This is a genomic window from Yinghuangia sp. YIM S09857 (genome assembly GCF_051388915.1).
GTDB lineage: Bacteria > Actinomycetota > Actinomycetes > Streptomycetales > Streptomycetaceae > Yinghuangia.
The window spans coordinates 146,763-165,716 of record NZ_JBPKBH010000018.1; the positions used below are offsets into that span (position 1 = coordinate 146,763).

Sequence of the window (18,954 nt, forward strand, 5' to 3'; positions counted from 1 at the left end):
CCCCCGCGCCACCCGGCCGCACAGGATGATGTGCCCGTGCCACACAGCCCTGTTCGAACGGAACCACTCAGGTCCCAGCGCGCCGTGCGGACCTGGCCGCGAGCGTTCGACAGCGCCGGGCCCGCGATTCGGGCGGCCATGGAACGCCGGGTACGCACCGGACCGTGATCCGCGTCCTCGCTGTAGCGTTCGCGTCGGCCCCGGTTGCAGGGACAACGCCTGACACCTGCGCCTCCGCGCGGCTGGGAAATCTCCGATGGTCGATTCCAGCCGACCAACAGCTGGGCGGTCGTGGCCAACGGCCGACGTCCCGGGGGTCGGCGTCGGTGCGATGTCAGACCGTGCCGCGCCAGGCGCCGGTTTCGCCGCCGCGCGCCTCGATGTACTCCTTGAAGCGCCTCAGGTCGCCGGTGATCTGACGTTTGGCGAAGCCGAGTTTGTCGCCCACGGTGTCGACGAACCCTTCGGGGGCGAACTCCATCTGAAGCATGACCTTGGTGGTGCTGTCGTCCAGGCGGCGGAAGGTGACCACGCCCGCTTGGCGGACCTCACCGTCCACCGTGGTCCAGGCGACGCGTTCGTCGGGGACCTGTTCGGTGATCTCCGCGTCGAACTCCCGCTTGGCGCCGCCCACTTTGGTTACCCAGTGGGTCAGCGTCTCGGTGCGCTGCTCGATGTGCTCCACGCCGTCCATGAACTGCGGGAACGTCTCGAACTGCGTCCACTGGTTGTAGGCGGTGCGTACGGGGACGTTGACCTCGACCGCCTCTTCGACCTTCGACATTCGAACGAACCTCCAACAGCGTTCGGGGAACCGGCAACAACCGGTGCGGGCGTCGGCACCCGCGCCACGCGACTACCCGCTCTCCGCGAAGCCAATAGTGGTCGTCGCCGGCGCGCCTTCCCGGCGAAGCTGCCGGTGTCGACCTCGGTAAGGAGGCCGAGTCGACCAAACGTTCCAACTTGACCCAGGTGTCTTCGTGTTCTTCAGCAGTGGTTCGTGGTCGAGGGCTTCGCAGACGTCCTTGGCTCGCAGCGGTCCGATCGCGTCGTTGAAGACGGTGACGGCGCGGGTGTGGGCAGGGTGCTCGGGCACGTCTCATCGTCGCGCCTCGCGGCCGCCGGAGCCGACCGGCGTGCTTGTGCGGCGGTGTGGTGGATGGTGACCGGTGTGTATGGCCAGGCCGGTGTGAAGGGGGCCAGCGCGGTGCGGACGGCGGCGCGGACGCGCGGGTAGGTCGTGGCGCACGGGGGCCCGGTGATGGTGACGTCGGCGACGACGGTGTGGTCGCGCAGTTCCAGATGGACGGAGAGGGGCGGGGCCTCGTCCAGGCCGGTCAGCGCGTTGTGGACGGCGCGGGTGACCGCCCGGTGCGCGGTGGGACCGACCGGCGAGAGCGCGGTGTGGCAGGCGAGGGTGAGGCGTTCGGGGCGGCAGACGACGTCGGCGCGCAGCAGCAGGCTGTTGCTGGTGTCCGTGGGGCCGCACACGACGAGCGGGATGCCGGCCAGGAGCGCGCACATGGTTCCTTGTTCGCGGGCGGTTTCGGGGCCGTGGGCGGTGCGGACGTCGACGACGAGGTCGATGGTGTCGCTGGTCAGGGGGCACCGGCCGCCGGCCTGCCAGGCCACGCAGCGCGGTTGCGACGCGGCACCGGCCTGGGTGGGGTCGGTGCCGGGGCGGGCGCCGGGGTGGCAGCGGTGGACGCGGTGGCCGGATGCGGCGAGCTGCTCGGCGGCCCGATCGCTGTCGCCGGGCGTGGCTTCGGTGAGGAGGATGTCGAGATTGTGGTGCCGCATGTGCCCCTCCTGGGGGATCAAGTCGCCTGTTGGGCATGAGACTTCCCTGTGCTGCCCGGTCCTGACAGGGCCGAACGGCCCGCGTGCGGGCCGTTCGGGGGATGGCGGTAGTGGTATGGCGAATGTCAGAGTCGGCGTCCGGGGCGGGGTGGTATGGCGGATGTCTTGAGTTTGGTGTCGTCGACGGTGTAGGTGAGGTGGTCGTGGACTTGCACGACGCCGTCGACGCCGCGGCACATGCGGGTCAGGATGCGTGCGGTTGTCTTGTTCTCCAGTTCGCCTTCCAGGTGGACGACGCCGTCGGCGACGCGGACGGTGACGGTGGCGGGGTCGATCCACAGGTCGCGGCGGATCACCTCGTCGAGGATCTCGTCGCGGATGCGGTCGTCGGGTCGCAGGAACACGCGCAGCAGGTCGCAGCGGCTGACGATGCCGCACAGTTGGCCGTGGTCGACGACGGGGAGGCGCTTGACGTCGTGGCGTTCCATCGCGCGGGCAGCCTGGCCGACCGTTGCGGCGCGGTCGATGGTGACGGCGGGGGAGGTCATGAGGCCCGCGGCGGTCTCGGCTTCGGCTTTGCCGCGTGCCGCGCGGACGGTGCGGGGGGTGTGCACGGTGCCCGGCAGGCGCGTTGGGCCTTCGCTGTCGGCCTCCTTGCGCAGCAGGTCCGCTTCGGAGACGACGCCGACGACGGTCTTGTCGGGGTCGAGGACGGGCACGGCGCTGATGCGGTGCTGTCCGAGGACGCGCACGATCTCTTTGAACGGGGTGTCGGTGTGGACGGTGACCACGTCGGTGGTCATCACGGCGTCCACGCGGTGGTGGTTCACGGAAACCTCCTCAAGGCTCCGGGTGGCGGTGCTGAGGGGCGGTGTTGACGGCCAGTGCGGATCGCGGGGCGGGGGGGGGGGGGGGGAGGGGGAGTCGGNGGTCATCACGGCGTCCACGCGGTGGTGGTTCACGGAAACCTCCTCAAGGCTCCGGGTGGCGGTGCTGAGGGGCGGTGTTGACGGCCAGTGCGGATCGCGGGGCGGCAGGCTCGCAGAGCCTGCCGCTCGTTCAGTCGATCGGGATGAGCAGGACCGGTGCGTGGGCGTGGTGCAGGAGTGCGTGGGTGACGGGTCCGAGGTGCCGTCCGAGGCGTTCGGGGCGGCGTCGTGTCGCGATGACCACGAGGGACGCGTCTTTCGAGGCCTTCACCATGGCGTGGCCGCGGTGGTCGTTGACGACGTCTTCGCGTACTTCGACGTCCTTGTGGTGGTCGCGGACGCTCGCCAGGGTCTGGGACAGGATGGTCTCGCCGGTTTGCTGGCAGGCGCGGATCGCGTCCGCGGTGGGTCCGGCGGCGCCTCCGGCGATGCCGTAGACGGGCAGGTCGGGGAACGACCAGGCGTGGACGGCGTGGACGCGCTGCTTGCGGCGGGAGGCTTCGGCGAACGCCTCTTCGACGGCCGGCTGGCATGCTTCGCTGGAGACGCCGACCAGGACGGGGTGGGTGTCGGCGCGGAGGAGGGCGTCGTCGAACGGGGGTTGCGCGGTGCCGTCGGGCCCGGCGCGGACGACGAGCAGCGGGCATCGTCCCTGGGCGGCGACGTCGTGACTGACCGAGCCGAGGAGCATGCCGGTGAACCCGCCGCGGCCGCGGCTGCCCATGACCAGCAGCCCGGCGCGTTCGGCGGCCTCGGTGAGCACCTCCCGGGCGGTGCCGTGCTTGATGGCGGTGGTCACCGTCAGCTCGGGGCGCCGGCGGCGGGCGCGTTCGGCGGCGGCGCGGACGACGGCGTCGGCCTGGTTGTGGAGGTGGTGCCCGTACCAGTCGCTGGCTTCGTACGCCTTCCACTCCCACGCGTGGAGGATCTCCAGGTCGGTGCCGCGCAGGGCCGCCTCGTCGGCGGCCCAGTCGACCGCGTTCTCCGCGGCGGGCGACCCGTCCACGGCGACGATCACATGCCCGCGGGGGCTGACGTGGTTCGGCTCGGTCATCGCGAACTCCTCAGGTTCCGTGAGTTGTTGGCTTCAACGACAATCGTTGCGGTATCCCTGACGCGCCGTCAGGGCCGTTCGGCCCTGCCCCTCGTGCCGTGCGGCAGACCGGGATCACGAGCACGGGCAGTGTGCACGCGGTGCAGCACGGCTCGGGTGACCGGGCCTGGTAGGACTCGGTTAGGTCTTGCCGAGTGGCGGTTGCGGTTGCGGTGAGACGTTGACGCAGCCCCTGCCCCGCTACCGCGATGCCCCGCAACGCCAGTGCGCCCTGGCCGCCGCGGCGGGACGCGGGGCGTTCGCCGAGGTCATCTGACGGCCGGGCTCGCGCGGACCGATGCGCTCACGCTTCCTCGCGCTTCGGGTCCGCCAGGCCGGAAGAGCAGCCCGGCAACCGGTCCGGCAGTCCGCCGTCGAACCCGACGGCCCCCTCGCTGCCCCAGTCCTGATACGCCTGCCGCCGGTGGGCCGGACGGCCCGGCCCACCGGGCCGTCCGTCACCTGTGCCACCCACCTGGGGACCTCAACAGTGGGTCGCAGGGGCATTCGCACCGCATCCGGACACCCGTCCGGCACCCCTCCCGTCTGAGGTTCGCGGCTGCATCTGGAGGAACGGACATGGGCGCCACCGACGACCACCGAAGGAACGTACCGCCGCACAAACCCTCCGCCGAACCGGGCGCGAGCGCGCCGCCGTTGCGCGGCCGACGGCACCAACTCCACGACGTCCTGCTCGGGTTCATCGTGGTCGCCCTGACCGCGGTTCCGGTCCTGGCGTTCTGCTTCGCCCGCGCCCAGTACAGCCGGTCCGTCGCGGAGCGCGAAGCCGAACTCGCCCAGCGGCACCCCATCTCCGCGACGCTGGCGCACAAGTCCTCCTCCCCGCGCGGCGGATCGAGCCTCGTCGACGCGCCGGTCAGCTGGACGGGCCCGGACGGCTCCGTGCGCACCGCCATCGCCCCGGTCCGCGCACCTGCCCGCGGCGGCGAGACGACCACGGTGTGGCTCGACCGATCCGGCATGCCGGTCGAGCCGCCCGCGCCGGCTTCCCGCGCCGTGCTGGACACCGCCGCCATGACCGTCACCGTCCTGCTGTGCGGCGGCATGGCCGTCCTGGCCCTGTACTGCGCCGAGCAGAAGCTGTTCATGCGCTCCCGCCTGCGGGCCTGGGATCGCGAGTGGGCCCAGGTCGGCCCGCTGTGGACCGCCACGCCATAGGCGCACCCACGCAGGCGGCCGAACGCGGCGGCCCGCACGCCTCACCTCGACGCCCCACCTCGACGCGCGACTCCCGACGCCCGGCTCCATACGACCCGCCCGAGGGGTCGTTGGCAGGCGACGGGTCGGCACTTCGCCCGTGGCACGGCCGGTCGGCCCGGCGTGCGGGCCGAACGGCCCTGCCGCCCCACGCGGCGCCTGCGCGAAGGTCGAGGTGGGCCGGCACGGTGCCGGACCCTGTCGTGGAAGGGGCACGTGATGACCGTCGAAAGCCAGGGGCGCGCCGTCGTTGTCGGTGTCGAGGCGACCAAGTCCGGCCGTCAGGCCGTGGAATGGGCGGCGGACCAGGCCGCCCGGAAAGGCCTGCCCTTGCGGCTCGTCCGCGCGCTGGACTGGCCGGCGGGAGTGCCCCGTCCGCAGCAGGCCGGTGACATCGAGCCGCCCAGCCGCCATCGCGAAGGGGCCCGCACGCACACCACCGAATGGCGCGTCCAGCCCTATTGGGACGCTGACCTCCTGCCGCCCGCCCGCAGCTGGGCCGACCGCTTCCGCGACGCGTCTGTGGCGGCCCTGGGGGAGTCGCGAGCCCTGGTGGCCCGCCGCCAACCGGACGTGGACCTCGGCTCGGAGCTGATCGACGCGACGCCCGTGGACGCGCTGCGCGCCGAAGCCGCGGATGCCGCGATGATCGTCCTGGGTTCGCGTCACCTCTCGTCCACGGCGGAAGTATTCACTTCGGGCGGGATCGCCGTGCCCGTGGCCGCCCACGCGACCTGCCCGGTGGCCGTGGTCCGCGGTCCCGAGGCCACCGGCTCCGGGAGGGCAACGCTCGTCGTCGGCGTCGACGGGTCTCCGCGCGCGGAGCTCGCGTTGGCCTACGCCTTCGAGGAGGCCTCGCGCCGCACCGCGGTCCTGCAAGCCGTCGTGGCCACCCGCCCCGTCGGGTTCGCCTCCGTCGAGGACGCCGACCAGGATGCGCGGCGGATGCTCGCGGAAAACCTCGCCGGATGGCAGGAGAAGTATCCGGAGGTGGTCGTGCGGCCCCAGGTCGCCCACGGACACGCCGTCCAAGCGCTCGTCGACGCGTCGCGCGGCACCTTGGGTCTGGTCGTCGGCACACGCGGCCTCGGGGGCTTCACCGGCATGCTGCTCGGCTCCGTCAGCCAAGGTGTGCTCCACCACGCGGAGTGCCCCGTCGTCATCGTCCCCAGCCCATAGCCCCCGTGTGGCGTTCCGCCCCTTCGCCGTCTGCGGCTGCCCTCCCCGGCCGGTTCCCGGAACGCAGGACTGAGGTGGGCCGGCGGCGTAGTCCGCAGCTCGGCCGCGGCCCGCGGCCGACCCTCGGCGCCGACCGAGAGCCGGGGGCGGGCCCGGGCCGGGGGTCACGGTTCTCACCCGCCGTCCCGCCGTCCGGGACACCGGTCGTACAGGCCCGCGCTGCGACGCCCCGTCGGCACGCCCCCTCAGCGGCCGCGGGCGTCGACCGACAGGCCTCCCAGGGGCCGCTCGCAAGGCCGGAGCGCACGCCCGCCGCGGTTGACAACCTCGCGTATCGCGGTCGGCGTATCGCGCGCCGCGCTCGCTTGCCGATTCGCCGGCCTGCGGCACCGAACCACGGGCGTAGGTGACCTGGCCGAACCGACGTGCGCGGCTGCCCCGTTCGCGGCAACGTGCGGCGCCCGTCCGGGCGAACGGGCGCCGCGTATCCGAGGTCCACCACCTAGAGGCGCGCGACCCATTCCTCGGTGATCCCGGCGGGGCGCCTGCGGCCGGGCCGGACATGGGTGTCGTCGTGGTCGAACCGCAGGGCGTGGGTGACGTTGACCACCCCGTCCACCGCGCGGCACAGGCGCACCACCAGCGGGATGAGGCTCTTCTGCTCCAGCGTTCCGGCCAGGTGCACGCAGCCCGAGTCGACGGTGACGGCGACGGTCGCGGGGTTGATCCACAGCGCTCGGGTCAGGACCTCGTCGACTATCTCGGAGTGGATGTCCGTGTCGGGCCGCAGGAACACCCGGAGCAGGTCGCAGCGGCTCACGACGCCCTCGAGGAACCCGTTGGCGTCCACGACCGGAAGCCGTTTGACGCCGCGGCGTTCCATCAGGCGGGCGGCGTCGACCACCGAGCGGTCCGCGCGGATCGTCACCGCTGGGGACGTCATGACGTCGCACGCCCGTGCCCCGTGGGCCTTGGCCCGGGCGCGGCGGGCGGCCAGCAGGCCGCGCGAGGCCTGGGCGGCTCCCGCCTCGCCTCCGGCGTGCGCTTCCTTGCGGAGCAGGTCGGCCTCCGAGACGACCCCGAGCACACGGCCGTGGCCGTCTACGACCGGCACGGCGCTGACGCGTCGGGTGTGCAGAGTGCGGACGATGTCCTTGAAGTCGGTGTCCGGGCCGACCGTGGTCACGCTGGTCGACATCAGGGAGCGGACGAGTTGGTGGCTCACGGTGTGCCTCCGCAGAGATTGGGTCGATACGGGGGAGTCGTGCCGGGGCAGGTCGAGGGTGGTTCAGGCCGGCGTCCACAGCGGTGCGGTGCGTTCCCAGTCGCGCGCCCACGCCTTCATCCGCGAGCGCAGGAACAGCGTCGTCTCGACGGCGTAGCCCACCAGCAGCACGCCGAATCCGCCGATCAGGACGAAGGTGCCCGTCGCGAGCGCGTCGGTGACGCCGGCCGCACGCGAGGCTGGGGCGTCGGCGGGGTTGCCGGCGGCATCGAGCCAGATTGTCGTCGGTGCGCCCTTCGCGCCCGACTCCTGAACCCGGGCCTTGCCGTGACGGAAGGCCCCGTCGTCGGCGGTCCACGACACCTTGGACAGGACCTCCCCGCCGCGCATCGACTGCCCGGTGCTGGAGACGTTCTGTTCGAGACGAGCGGTCACCAGATGGTTCTCGGCCGCGGCTGTGCGGCTGCGGGCCTGCGTTGTGGCGTACTGGGCGCGGCCCGCCAGGAACGCGACGGCGGGGACGGCAAAGGCAGCGATCAGGAGCAGGGCGAGGAAGGCCCGTTGAACGGACAGGCCGCGCGGACGCAGCGGATTGCGCGGCCGGCGCCGCCGGCCGGGCAGGGGGCTCGGTGACTCCGTGTGGGCGCTCATGTCGGCTCCTCCGTTCGAACGCGCCGTTGCCAGGTCCCGACGCGAGGCCCGCGTGCTCCGGTCCTTCTCTCGACTCCCACGGTGCCGCAGCGCCGTGCTGCCGCACCAAAGCCATCAGGTCCGTACGCACAGGCTGTTCGGCCCCCGGCCTGCCGGCACCGGAGCGGCCCGCTCCCGATCTGGAGCGTGCCGCGTCCAGGTCGATCGGACGGGTGGGGCCCACCGGTCCGAGTCCGGCGGGCCCCACCCGTGCACGGTCGGGCTCACAGGAGCCAGGGGTTGCGCTGGACGAGCGGCAGTTTGGCCCAGCGTGCGCCGAGGCCGTAGCGGCTGCCGGTGGCGATCGCGGCCAGGGCGATCAGCGCGACGGCGTAGATCACGTGGTACTCGATCAGCGGGTTCGTCGAACCGCTGGCGGCGCCGGACTCGGTGTGCTTGGCGGGCGGCCACTCGGCGATCCACATCAGCGCCATCATCACGGTGCCGGACGCCGCGGCGATGCGCAGGCCGATGCCGAGGATGGCGGCGACGCCGATGCCGAGGAGGCCCATCATGAACATCCAGTCGGCCCACGGCTCGCCGGCCCATCCGCGTAGGGTGGACGCCATCGGTCCGACGTCGACGTGGGACAGGAAGCCCTGTGTGGGCGAGCCGTCGTCGATCCATCCCTTGCCCGACTTGGTCGCGTAACCCAGGCCGAACGTCTTGTCCAGGAACGCCCACAGGAACACGAACCCCAAAACGATCCGCAGTCCGGCGAGCGTGGTCTCGCGGACCGCGGCTGCGGTCAACGCGGTCGCCTGCGCGTGCGACGCCGCGTCCGTGGAACGGCGGCGCAGGTGGAGGCCGTTGGTGAAGCGGGAGGTGTGCGGCGTGGCCATGATGATTTCCCCTCGCGGGCCGGCTGCCGGGCGCTGGTGCCCGACAACGCAGATGGACGAACAGGTCGGTCGTGCGGGGACGTTCAGTGCCGGGGTGGGCGGTGACGACGCGAGCGGCCGCCGAGAGCGGCGGCGGTCAATGCTGCAACCACGGCGCCGCCGCCGATGACCAGCACGAAGACGGTCCAGAAGTACGCGTCGAGAACGAACACGATCGACCTCCTTCGCTCGGTCCCTGAGAAGCAGACACCCTCTCCTTGCACGAACACTCTCTCGGAGAAGGCGAGTTGGTCCTCAGTGCCGAGCAGCCCCTTTCTCCGGGTCCAACGGCCAGTTGGGACAGGGGAGGCCACGACCCGCCCGCCTCTCTTCGGAAGGCCGGTGCGGGCCCCACACCCGAGGTCACGGCGCACGAACACCCGGGACCGGGCTGGAACGAGCGTCGGCAGCATCCCCGTTCGCCGGGTCCGCGACACACGCAACTCTCGTCGGTCAGGGCGCCGGACGGCACTCCGAGCGGAAGCGCCGCCGTCGGCTTCACCGGACAAGCCGCCACAGCACGTTGCCGTCGTTTTCCGGCGGGCGCCTCGACAAACCCGACAACGGCACTCGCACCGACGACGGCACCGGGGTCAAGGGGTCGCAGCTTCAAATCCTGTCGTCCCGACGGTGTTTATACAGGTCAGTGACATGATCGCGATTCGCGATCATGTCACTGGGCAGGCCTTGCCGCCGCCACCACCTCGGTTGCCCATGACCAGCAGGGCGGCACGTTCGGTGGCTCCGGGCAGGATGCCCTCGGCCGGTCCGTGCTCGATGGCGGTGGTCACGTGCGGCTCCGGGCGACGGTGGCGGGCCCGCCCGGCGGCCATCCGCACGGTCCCGACTCCCCGGTTGCGCAAGAGGTGGTCGTACCAGTCGCCGGCATCGTACGCCTTGCACTCCCAAGCGTGCAGGATCTCCAGGTCGACGCCGCGCAGCGTGGCCTCGTCCGCCGCCCGGTCAACCGCGTTCGCGGCGGCCGGGGACCCGTCGACGGCAACGATGACGTGGCCGTGCGCCTTGGCGTTCTCATCGGCCACGAGCGGCTCGGCTACTTCGAACTCCATTGATTTACAAAGAAGTTGGTAGGTGGTGCCATGCTCACGGGGTGGCCGGGAGACTGGCAGGGTCGATCGACCTGTGGGCGGGGCCCGTTCGGGCCACCGGCACGACCAGGACCGAGCACTGCGCACGGTGCAGTACGGCGCGGGTGACGGTGCCGACGTGGAGGCCGGGCCCGGGAGGGCGCTGACGGGCGGCCAGGACCAACAGTTCCGCGTGCCGGGAGGCGGCTATCAGCGCCCGGGCCGCCGAGTCGCGGACGACGTCCTCCCGCACCACGACGGTCGGTTCGGCGTCACGCACGTTGCGGACGATCGCCGCAAGACGGGCGCGCGCGTGCGCCCGCATACTCGCGACCGTGACGACGCCGTCGGACGAGAACGCACCCACGCGCGACACCATCGGCATGGACCAGGCGTGCACCACTCGAAGGCGGGCGCCGCGCAACGCCGCCTCCTGCAAGGCCAGTTCGACTGCCGGGGCACACGCAGCCCCCGACACGCCGACCACGACCTCTCGCCGCCCCTCCGTCGCCGCGTCGGCCGCTTCACGCTCGACCAGCACCGGGCACCGCGACCGCGCAGCGAGCGACACCCCCACCGAACCCAGTGCCAGTGCGGACAACGGCCCCAAGCCCCTGTTGCCGATCACGACCACTCCGGCGTCGTCCGAGGCGTCCAGCAACGCACCGACCGGCGTCGCCCGCATCACGGTGCGTTCGACGTCGAGCCACGGCGCCACGTCCAGGGCCTGTCGCGCGGCGGCGTCGACGAGTTCGTGCGCCGCCGCATAGGCGGCGGAACCGGACTGGGACGCGTACTGTGCCGGGTCGGCCGCATGAAGCACTTGCAGCGGCACGCCGCGGCGCACCGCCTCGGCCGCCGCGCCGCGGACGGCATGGGTGGCGGACGCGGATCCGTCGACACCGACGACCACATGCCCTTTGAGATGACGAATACGACTGTCCATGACGATCGTTCCCTTCACTGACATGTCGGTGCTGTGCTGGTCCGGTCATGCGTCGAGCTCCGCCCCACGCAAGCGCCAGGCGCCCATGCGCCGGCATGGTTCGGGCCATCGGGAATGTGTGCCTCACGCGGCGGACCACAAGCACGCTGTGTCCCGGCATCAGGCCCTTTGGCTGAGCCGAAGCACCTCGGTGAGTGGTCGGCGTGGTGTCGGGGGGACCTCGACGCCCATGCCGAGGCGGAGCACCATTTGTGCGGTGCCGTAGTGCTTGGCGTCCGAGGCGACCTCGTCGCGCAGGTCGGGGTTCTCCAGCGGCTGGTTCGCGAACGAGGCGGCGACGCCGTAGCGGGTGCCCGTGACCAGGACACGCATCAGTGCCTGTCCGGCGGTCATCCAGGCGGCCGCGTCATCGTCGCGGGTCTCCAGTACGCCGATCGTCGGCCGCTGTTCGAACTCGATGCTGCCGCGGCCGTCGACGTCGTGGCCGACCGCGAGGTCGCGTACGGCTCCGGTGGGGTTCTCGGGCAGCGGCCCGAGGCTGCGGCCGGGGACGCCGTCGAGGCGGTGCACGGCGTCCGGCGGGTCGATCCAGCGGGCGCGCTCGGTGCGCAGGTGCTCCTCTTCGAGGCCGGTGGCCTCGCGGATGAGGGTCAGCAGGTGTTCGTACGCCGGTTCGCGCTCGACGATCCGCAGCCAGGTGCCTTCGTCGCGAGCCGCGTCGCGCAAATACTCCAGCACCAGTGTCGGGACCGGCGTCGGCTTGAACGGCGCGCGGTTGGTGCGGCGGCTCGGCAGGCTCCAGTACAGGGTCTCGAACCGGGGGTCCGCCGCGGCGTCCGTCACCCGCACCCGGGCCACGAACAGGGGTTGCTCCTTGTCCGGGAGGAGCTCTGTCTCGGTGCCGATGCCGAGGGAGGCGTACCCGAGTCGGGCGGCGAACACCGCCGCACCGCAGGCGATGTGCGCCTCCCGGCAGGCCGGGTCGCCGAGCTCCAGGGTGCGGTTCGTGTCGACGTGGACCTCGAGGTCGTCGCCGTCCCAGCGGAACCACCACGGCTGGGTGTTGTGCTTGGACGGCGCCGAGGTCGCCGCCCGCAGGATGCGCTCGCGCTGTTTCGGGGTGAGGGGCGCGCTGTTCACGATGGGCCTCCGGCAATGACGGGGACGGTCGGCTGAGGGCCGTCCTGTGGTTCCAGGCTCGTCGGTGGAAGGGCCGGGGGGGCAGGGGCGCCATGCCTGCCCGGAGGGGCCGTTCGGCCCCACCGGGACGGTCGCGGCGTCGGCCGCGACGGTGACGACCGGGCACGCCGCGCGACCCGTCGACACCGGCGATGATCGGGGCGGCCGTCGTCGTGCGCGGACGCGGGCACTTGGCAAGAAGTTGGTTCTCCCCGCCCACAACTGGGCCAGGTACGCCTCACGCATGCGCAGGGGCTTCATGTCCGCCTCCGCAGACTGGCTGCCGCGAAGTCGGCGGCCAGGACGCTGTCGTGCAGTTCGGGGTCGTGGGCCGGCAGGGCGTCACGCCAGACGCCGACGGCCGCCAGGCCGGTAGGACCGTCGAAGCGGACCGGCACACCGTCCGGGAGGCAGCCGACGCGTCGCAACCGCGCGAGTTCGTACAGCACGGTGGCGATGTGGTCGGCCGGGCCCGCGGGGACCTGGACCGCGCCGCCGCGGTCCAGGGTGGTGAACACGACGTGCAGGTGGGCGCGGTCGTCGGAAACGGGACGGCGGCCCTCACCGTACGCGGCCTCCTCCGTGGGTCAGAACGGAACCACCGCGACCGGGCTGTGGGCGTGCAACAGGACAGCGTGAGCGGTCGGCCCGAGCTTGAGACCGAGGGAGGTTCCGGACAGTCGGCGACCCACGATGGTCAACGCGGCCTGCGCCGATGCTGCCACCAGGGTGGTTGCCGGCCCTTCGAGTGAGGTGGCACGCATGACATCGACCTGCGGATACTTGTCCGACCACCCGGCTGCCGCCTCTGCGAGGGCTCGGTTTGCGCGGGCCTCGACGTCGGACGCCGTGAAGACCGGCCCGCCACTGAGCGCCCAGGTCTCCGGGCGCCAGCCGTGCAGGATCCGCAGCCTGGCGCCTGGCCTGGCGGCCGCCTCCTCGAAAGCGAACTGGAGCACCGCGTCGGCCGGTTCCATCGCGTCCAGGCCCACGACGACATCAAGCGGCTGGTCGGAATCGTCGACCGGTCGAGGCTCGTGGACGACGACAACCGGGCACCGCCCAACAGCCGCCGCGGTGAGGCTCGTGGAGCCGAGCACGAGACTGCGGAAGCCGCCGCGGCCTCGGGATCCGAGCACGAGCATGGCCGCCGTCGAACTCTCGGCCGAGAGCGCGGATCCGACGAGGTCGGTTGTGTCGACGGTGGTGATGGCGAGACCGGGAGTGTAGGCGTTGGCGCGGACCTCGGCGTCGTCCAGGATGCGGCGGCTCTCGGCCGCCTCGGCCGCGCGACCGCCCCGGACGGGCATCGGCAGCCAGGCGTGGACGATGCGCAGTGCCATTCCGCGGCGGACGGCTTCGTCGGCGGCCCAGCGCAGTGCCTCGTCCGCGTGCGTGGATCCGTCGACGCCGACGGTGATGTGCGGCGGTCCGTGCGGCGTTTGCCTGGTCATGGTGTCCTCCGTGATCTCATTGCTGCGCCGAGAATCAGCGCACTCGGGGCAGATAGGGGTCGGCCGGGTGCCGCGGCGCGACGCGTATCCGCGCGTCGACGACGGTCACGCCGGACGGGCCGGCGATGGCGGGGTTGAGGTCGAGTTCGCAGACCTGCGGCAACTCGTCGGCGAGGCGGGAGACGCGGTGCAGCAGGTCCTGCACGGCGCCGGTGTCGCACGGGGGCTGTCCGCGGTGGCCGTACAGCAGCTTGGACGCGCGGGATTCGGCGATCATGTCCATCGCGTCGAGGTCGGTCAGCGGTGTGAGGCGGGCAACGTGGTCGTCGAGGACGTCGACGCCGGTGCCTCCGAGGCCGAACAGGACCAGCGGGCCGAGAACCTCGTCCTGGTCGACGCCGACGATCAGCTCGACGCCGGGTGCGGCCATCGGCTGGACGACGGCGCCGTCCATGCGGGTGCCGAGCCTGCGGGCGATGTCGGCGTACGCGGCGCGAACGGCGTCGTCGCCGGCGAGGTCCAACCGCACTCCGCCGACATCGCTCTTGTGGGGCAGCTCCGGCCCGTACGCTTTGAGGGCGACGCCCCCGGAGGGGGAAATCGGCGCCAGCTCGCGTGCCGAGCCCACCGCCGCATCTGCGTTGGACACCGTGCGCCAGGCGGCCTGCGGAACCCCGAACAGATCCAGTACGCCTGCTACTTGCTCGGGGGGCAACCAACCGCCTCCGGGATGCGCGGCCAGATGGGCGTCGATGATGTCCCGGGCCGCGTCCGGGGCAAGGCCCTCAAGCTTGGGCACGACGCCGCGTGGTCGGACGAGCCACCGCGCGCGGTCGTGGGCGTGCGCAAGGGCGACCGCGGCGGTACGGGTGTCGCAGAAGACCGGGAACGTGCCGTGCAGCGCGGGCACGAGTTCTACGGCGTCCGCCCGTTCGGGGGCTACGACCAGGATCGGGATGCCGCGTACCGCAGAGCCTTGCATCAGCTCGGCCAGCGGATCCCCGAGCGCGGTGGGTGCCAGGGCGAGCAGGATGGCGCCGACGTGGCCGGACGAGGCGATCAGATCGATGGCACGGCGCAGCGCCTCCCCGGGGACGTTCGCGGTCGCGTCGACCGGGTTGGCGCAGCTCGCTCCGGTCGGGAGCAGGTCGGCCAGCCCTTCGGCGATCTCGTCTCCGAGGTGGGGCACGGTCAGTCCGGCGTCGGCGCAGGCGTCGGCGGCGAGTACGCCGAGTCCTCCGGCGTTGCCGATGACGGCGACGGCGGAGTTCTGGGGCAACGGCTGCGCGCTCACCAGGGCCGCCGCGGCGACCAGGTCGCCGAGTGAGCGGGTGGCGGTGACTCCGGCCTGTCGGAAGAGGGCTTCGCGGGCGACGGTCGGGGTGACCGCGGCGGCCGTGTGCGACGCGGCGGCGCGCCGTCCCGAGGCGGAGCGTCCGGCGTCGACGGTCAGGACGGGGATGGCCTGTCCGGTGCGGCGCGCGATACGGGAGAACTTGCGCGGGTTGCCAAAGGATTCGAGGTGCAGAATGGCGAGTTCGGTTCGGGGGTCGGTCTCGAACCACTGCAACATGTCGTTGCCACTGACGTCGTACTTGTCGCCGAGCGACGCGAAGGTGGACACGCCGATGCCCAGCCGGTTGAGCTGACGCAGCAGGGCGATCCCCACGCCGCCGGACTGGACGGCCAGCCCGGCCCGGCCGGGGATCGGCGCGACACCGGCGAAGTTCGCGTGCAGCGCTGTCCGGCCGGAGGTGTCCGCGATACCGACCCCGTTGGGGCCGACCATGCGCATTCCGTACCGGTGGCAGCTCTCACGCACCTGGGAGCCCTGCTCCAGGGTGAGTCCCGCGGTGACGACGACGAGCGCGGCGACACCCGCCTGGCCGCACTCTTCGGCCAGATCGGGAACTGCCTTGGCAGGCACGGCCACCACGACCAGGTCCGGCAGCCGCGGTACGTCGGCCACATGCTCGTACGCCGGCACACCCGCGATCTCAGCGGCGCTCGGGTGCACGACGAACAGACTGTCCTTCCACCCGGCGGCGTTGAGGTTGGCAAGGATCGCGCGCCCGACCGAGTCGGGACGACGGCCGGCCCCGGCGACGGCGACCGTCGTCGGCCGGAACAGCGGCAGGAGGCTTGCGGCGTCGGCCTTGCGCTCACGCAGTCCCATCGCCGACAGGAACTCCTCCCGGCCGGGGTCGTCCGGAGTCAGGTCGAGCGGAATGGCCGCGGTGACGACTCCGGCCGCCATTCGGCGGTGCAGGGGCAGCCCCATGTCCTGGAGCACCCGGAGCATCGGCCGGTTGTCGGACAGGACGTCCGCTGTCCACCTGCGTACGCCCTGGCTGCGCGCAACGTCGATCAGGTGCTCGATGAGCAGAGTCCCCACACCGCGGTGGTGCCAGGCGTCGGCGACGGTGACGGCGAGTTCCGCTTCCTCGGGTGCCGTCCGGTAGAACTCCACGACCCCGACGACGTCGCTGCCGCGCCACGCGAGCAGTGCGCCGCCCTCGGCGGCGGTCAGCGCACAGACGCGCTGCGCCGTCTCGGCCGCCGCCCGCCGGGAGTCCCCGAAGAAGCGCATGTGCAGGCTGTCTGGCGACAATCCTTCGAACAGGACGCGGACGGCGGTTTCATCGGAGGGCAACGGGGGCGCCAGCCGGAGCATCGTGCCGTCCGCAGCGAGCGCGTGGCGTTCGCCGGGTGGCTGCGGGCGCTTGGCGGAGTCTGTCGCGGTCATCAGGGGTGCCCCTTCCAGGCAGCTGCGGGCGGTGGGTTACCGGATCGGCCTATTCGGGCTCGGCCCCGGTGCCGGGCACGACGACCACCGGGCACGTCGCGTGGTGGATCACGCCGTGGCTGACCGAGCCCAGGACCATGCCCCGGAAGCCGCCCAGTCCCCGCGTTCCCACCACCAGGCTCAGCGCCTCATGAGAGGCGTCCACCAAGGCGCGCACGGCGTGCCCGTGGGCGACTTGCGGTCGGACGACGACGTCCGGGTACCGCTCCTTCCAGCCGGCCAGGCTTTCGGCCAGCTTGACGCGGGCTTCGATGTCAGCGGTTTTCGAGGCGTGCAAGCCCGTCACGAAAACCGCGTCCAGCACAGCCCAACGGCGGGACGCCTCGTCGAAGGCGAACGCGAGCGCCGGTTCCGAACCACGAGAGCCGTCGACTCCGACCACCAGGAACCGGTTGGTCCTGCTGCGGTGTTCAGGACCCCGAACGATCACCACAGGACACTGCGCGTGCGCCGCCACCGGTACCGCGATGCCGCCCGCCGTGAGGAGTTCGGCGGTCGAGGAAAGGTGCCGTGATCCAAGCACCACCATCTCGGCGCCCTCGGACTGAGCCCGCAGGACCTGGATCGGGCCCCCGTCGACCAACTCATCCACGACGCGAAGGTTCGGTCGACCGGCGAGGGCCACCTCCCGGGCGGTGTCGATAGCGGCAAGCCCGGCATCCCGAAAGCGGTCACCCCAACTCCGTGAAGTCGGGATCGGGTCCGCGTCGCGGTACGGCTGCGCCGCCCAGGACGTGGCGTGCACGCGCTGAGCGTCTCGGTGCCGGTCGGGACCGTCGGCCGCATGCGCGAACTGCGGGCGCGGGGTGCCGACAGGCCCCTCCAACGCGTGCACCAGCCGCAAAGGCAGGCCTCGGCGGTCGGCCTCGTCGGCCGCCCACTCGACAGCGATCCGTCCGGCCTCGGTGTTCTCGACTCCGACGACGACGGGAGGACGCGCAGTGGCCCCGGTCATCACGGCACCCCTTTCTGGAAGCGGCGAGCGGGAGCGGCGCGATGCCGGATCCCAATACGACACTCCGCCTCGGCAGGGCCCCTTGGGCAGGGCCGTTCGACCTACTCCGGCGGGCCCCGGGGCCCGGTCCCGACGCGTAGTCGATCTCCAGTAGTCAAGGCGGCCCAGATGGGTAGGCCATGGGTCACTGGCGCTCGCCGCTCTGCGGTGTTGGGCCGAAGGCGCGGGACAAGCCCGCGAACGGCACCGAGGTGCCCATGACGTTCAGGGGGCAGGTCATGCATCGCATCCAGATCACCAAGAGCTCCGTCCGCACGCGCCCACGGCCCCCCTTGGACCTGCGCACGCCGTCCGGCCGTCCACTCCCGTACTGAAATGCCGAATCCGAGGTAGTGCGGTGCGTCTCAGGGCGCGCCGAGCCCACGGTGCATGCGATGCCTTTCCCGCCCAGACGCCGCGGACCCGCGCTGGTCCAGGTACTCGGAAGGACCGCATTCCTGGCCGCCGTTGCAGTCGGCGGGTGCCGCCGCAGCTCCCAGAGCGGCCATGAGCCGCATCGCAGAGTCGAAAGCGAGCGAGGTAGGCAACCGCTCTCCGTCCTGGTCGAGGTGGCCGGTCGATTTCGCCTTCCCGCGCTCGGTGAGGACTCGTGGCCATTGGACGGGTGTGTCCTCAGTCGGCGCTCGGCGTCCGGTCGATCCGCGGCGATATCCGTCGTCCGGTGACACGGGTCGGGCGGATACGGATCCACACGTCGTGCTCGTCGTCAGGCCACGGTGTCAGGCCGAGATCCGCCAATCGCTCACGTTCCGTCGGCTCCACGACACGAGCGGCTTCGCCGATGACCAGAACGCTCCAGCCCAGTCGGGCGGTCGGCACCAAGTCGTCCACTTCGAAGGCCGCCACGCCGTGGACACTTGCCGGCGACGAGCCCTCGTGAGTGCGGAACACGATGTCCTTGCCGTCGACGACGTAGTTGACCGGGAGGATGAAAGGGGCGGCGCCGACGGGCGAGGCCACGCGACCGACGTTGTGCAGTGCCAGGCGCGCGTAACTTTCCTCCTCGCATATTTCCGTCGCACGGCGAAGGTCGTGTTCGGTGCTCGCGCGCTGACCTGCCTCAGGTGGAATCCGAAGGTCCGAGGCGTTTGCCTCCGACGCGAGGGTTCCTGGGGTGGTGGCGAGTGCGGTTGCCAGCCGGGTCAAGGCCGTGTGCGTCAAGGACCCCTGGCCGGCCTCCAGATCACGTACCCACGCTTCAGACAAACCAGCGGCGTCAGCTACTTCCGCGGTTGACAGTGCACACGCGTCACGTCGCGCTCGAACGTTGCGCGCAACGACTTCAGGTCGCGGGCGGCGGGTCCCCGCCGTCTCATCGCTGATCATCGGAGCCTCCCAAGCGGGACGAAGGCCGGGCCGTTGGTTCGATTCCGACCTATTTCAACCTTTCGTCACCCTTTGCAGGCGCGACAGGGCCGTTCGGCCTCCCGTCTGTCGGCAATACGACCAAG

18 protein-coding genes are annotated in these 18,954 nt (G+C 71.8%); 2 read left to right on the top strand and 16 right to left on the bottom strand.

The window, feature by feature from the left end; all coding sequences use genetic code 11:
- Positions 1–334 precede the first annotated feature (334 nt).
- The 4 genes from ACRX5S_RS30875 to ACRX5S_RS30890 all read right to left on the bottom strand — a co-directional run bounded on the left by ACRX5S_RS30875 (position 335) and on the right by ACRX5S_RS30890 (position 3,783).
- A complete protein-coding gene (locus tag ACRX5S_RS30875) occupies positions 335–784 on the bottom strand; it encodes an SRPBCC family protein (RefSeq protein WP_436776439.1) in 450 nt (149 codons plus the stop codon).
- A 203-nt stretch (positions 785–987) separates the two neighbouring features.
- The gene (locus tag ACRX5S_RS30880) at positions 988–1,800 is read right to left on the bottom strand and encodes a hypothetical protein (RefSeq protein ID WP_436776440.1); all 813 of its coding nucleotides are present in this window, start codon (positions 1,798–1,800) and stop codon (positions 988–990) included.
- Positions 1,801–1,925: 125 nt separating this feature from the next.
- Positions 1,926–2,630, bottom strand: a complete 705-nt coding sequence (locus tag ACRX5S_RS30885; protein WP_436776441.1) for a CBS domain-containing protein — start codon at positions 2,628–2,630, stop codon at positions 1,926–1,928.
- A 229-nt stretch (positions 2,631–2,859) separates the two neighbouring features.
- Positions 2,860–3,783, bottom strand: coding sequence for a universal stress protein (locus ACRX5S_RS30890; RefSeq protein WP_436776442.1), 924 nt, complete (start codon positions 3,781–3,783; stop codon positions 2,860–2,862).
- Positions 3,784–4,401: 618 nt separating this feature from the next.
- Between ACRX5S_RS30890 and ACRX5S_RS30895 the strand changes: the two genes are divergently transcribed.
- Together ACRX5S_RS30895 and ACRX5S_RS30900 are read left to right on the top strand one after the other, a co-directional pair.
- The gene (locus tag ACRX5S_RS30895; RefSeq protein ID WP_436776443.1) at positions 4,402–5,001 is read left to right on the top strand and encodes an Rv1733c family protein; all 600 of its coding nucleotides are present in this window, start codon (positions 4,402–4,404) and stop codon (positions 4,999–5,001) included.
- Positions 5,002–5,259: 258 nt separating this feature from the next.
- Entirely contained in the window at positions 5,260–6,219 is a 960-nt protein-coding gene (locus tag ACRX5S_RS30900) for a universal stress protein (RefSeq protein ID WP_436776444.1), read from the top strand.
- Between the two features lie 502 nt (positions 6,220–6,721).
- Here ACRX5S_RS30900 and ACRX5S_RS30905 read toward each other — a convergent pair.
- From ACRX5S_RS30905 to ACRX5S_RS30960, 12 genes are all read right to left on the bottom strand, one after another.
- Complete coding sequence (locus ACRX5S_RS30905) at positions 6,722–7,444, bottom strand: CBS domain-containing protein (protein ID WP_436776445.1); 723 nt, start codon at positions 7,442–7,444, stop codon at positions 6,722–6,724.
- Between the two features lie 63 nt (positions 7,445–7,507).
- Positions 7,508–8,095 carry an Rv1733c family protein gene (locus ACRX5S_RS30910; protein ID WP_436776446.1) on the bottom strand — a complete coding sequence of 196 codons (588 nt, stop codon included), beginning with the start codon at positions 8,093–8,095 and terminating at the stop codon, positions 7,508–7,510.
- A 263-nt stretch (positions 8,096–8,358) separates the two neighbouring features.
- The gene (locus tag ACRX5S_RS30915; RefSeq protein WP_436776447.1) at positions 8,359–8,976 is read right to left on the bottom strand and encodes a hypothetical protein; all 618 of its coding nucleotides are present in this window, start codon (positions 8,974–8,976) and stop codon (positions 8,359–8,361) included.
- An 83-nt stretch (positions 8,977–9,059) separates the two neighbouring features.
- A complete protein-coding gene (locus tag ACRX5S_RS30920; RefSeq protein ID WP_436776448.1) occupies positions 9,060–9,188 on the bottom strand; it encodes a hypothetical protein in 129 nt (42 codons plus the stop codon).
- Between the two features lie 495 nt (positions 9,189–9,683).
- Positions 9,684–10,085 carry a universal stress protein gene (locus ACRX5S_RS30925; protein ID WP_436776449.1) on the bottom strand — a complete coding sequence of 134 codons (402 nt, stop codon included), beginning with the start codon at positions 10,083–10,085 and terminating at the stop codon, positions 9,684–9,686.
- 34 nt (positions 10,086–10,119) lie between these two features.
- Positions 10,120–11,049 carry a universal stress protein gene (locus tag ACRX5S_RS30930; RefSeq protein ID WP_436776450.1) on the bottom strand — a complete coding sequence of 310 codons (930 nt, stop codon included), beginning with the start codon at positions 11,047–11,049 and terminating at the stop codon, positions 10,120–10,122.
- A gap of 159 nt (positions 11,050–11,208) precedes the next feature.
- Complete coding sequence (locus ACRX5S_RS30935) at positions 11,209–12,189, bottom strand: Acg family FMN-binding oxidoreductase (RefSeq protein ID WP_436776451.1); 981 nt, start codon at positions 12,187–12,189, stop codon at positions 11,209–11,211.
- Positions 12,190–12,485: 296 nt separating this feature from the next.
- Positions 12,486–12,746 carry a hypothetical protein gene (locus tag ACRX5S_RS30940; RefSeq protein WP_436776452.1) on the bottom strand — a complete coding sequence of 87 codons (261 nt, stop codon included), beginning with the start codon at positions 12,744–12,746 and terminating at the stop codon, positions 12,486–12,488.
- A gap of 69 nt (positions 12,747–12,815) precedes the next feature.
- A complete protein-coding gene (locus ACRX5S_RS30945) occupies positions 12,816–13,682 on the bottom strand; it encodes a universal stress protein (RefSeq protein WP_436776453.1) in 867 nt (288 codons plus the stop codon).
- Positions 13,683–13,716: 34 nt separating this feature from the next.
- Positions 13,717–16,428 (bottom strand): bifunctional acetate--CoA ligase family protein/GNAT family N-acetyltransferase, encoded by a 2,712-nt coding sequence (locus ACRX5S_RS30950; protein ID WP_436776454.1) that lies wholly within the window; start codon positions 16,426–16,428, stop codon positions 13,717–13,719.
- A gap of 49 nt (positions 16,429–16,477) precedes the next feature.
- The gene (locus ACRX5S_RS30955) at positions 16,478–17,443 is read right to left on the bottom strand and encodes a universal stress protein (RefSeq protein ID WP_436776455.1); all 966 of its coding nucleotides are present in this window, start codon (positions 17,441–17,443) and stop codon (positions 16,478–16,480) included.
- 672 nt (positions 17,444–18,115) lie between these two features.
- Positions 18,116–18,829 carry a helix-turn-helix domain-containing protein gene (locus ACRX5S_RS30960; protein ID WP_436776456.1) on the bottom strand — a complete coding sequence of 238 codons (714 nt, stop codon included), beginning with the start codon at positions 18,827–18,829 and terminating at the stop codon, positions 18,116–18,118.
- Between the last annotated feature and the right edge of the window lie 125 nt (positions 18,830–18,954).

Coding starts and splice junctions, on each gene's coding strand:
- ACRX5S_RS30875 (WP_436776439.1), bottom strand. CDS start 784: ATGTCGAAGGTCGAAGAGGCGGTCGAGGTCAACGTCCCCGTACGCACC.
- ACRX5S_RS30880 (WP_436776440.1), bottom strand. CDS start 1,800: ATGCGGCACCACAATCTCGACATCCTCCTCACCGAAGCCACGCCCGGC.
- ACRX5S_RS30890 (WP_436776442.1), bottom strand. CDS start 3,783: ATGACCGAGCCGAACCACGTCAGCCCCCGCGGGCATGTGATCGTCGCC.
- ACRX5S_RS30895 (WP_436776443.1), top strand. CDS start 4,402: ATGGGCGCCACCGACGACCACCGAAGGAACGTACCGCCGCACAAACCC.
- ACRX5S_RS30900 (WP_436776444.1), top strand. CDS start 5,260: ATGACCGTCGAAAGCCAGGGGCGCGCCGTCGTTGTCGGTGTCGAGGCG.
- ACRX5S_RS30910 (WP_436776446.1), bottom strand. CDS start 8,095: ATGAGCGCCCACACGGAGTCACCGAGCCCCCTGCCCGGCCGGCGGCGC.
- ACRX5S_RS30915 (WP_436776447.1), bottom strand. CDS start 8,976: ATGGCCACGCCGCACACCTCCCGCTTCACCAACGGCCTCCACCTGCGC.
- ACRX5S_RS30925 (WP_436776449.1), bottom strand. CDS start 10,085: ATGGAGTTCGAAGTAGCCGAGCCGCTCGTGGCCGATGAGAACGCCAAG.
- ACRX5S_RS30930 (WP_436776450.1), bottom strand. CDS start 11,049: ATGGACAGTCGTATTCGTCATCTCAAAGGGCATGTGGTCGTCGGTGTC.
- ACRX5S_RS30945 (WP_436776453.1), bottom strand. CDS start 13,682: ATGACCAGGCAAACGCCGCACGGACCGCCGCACATCACCGTCGGCGTC.
- ACRX5S_RS30950 (WP_436776454.1), bottom strand. CDS start 16,428: ATGACCGCGACAGACTCCGCCAAGCGCCCGCAGCCACCCGGCGAACGC.
- ACRX5S_RS30955 (WP_436776455.1), bottom strand. CDS start 17,443: ATGACCGGGGCCACTGCGCGTCCTCCCGTCGTCGTCGGAGTCGAGAAC.
- ACRX5S_RS30960 (WP_436776456.1), bottom strand. CDS start 18,829: ATGATCAGCGATGAGACGGCGGGGACCCGCCGCCCGCGACCTGAAGTC.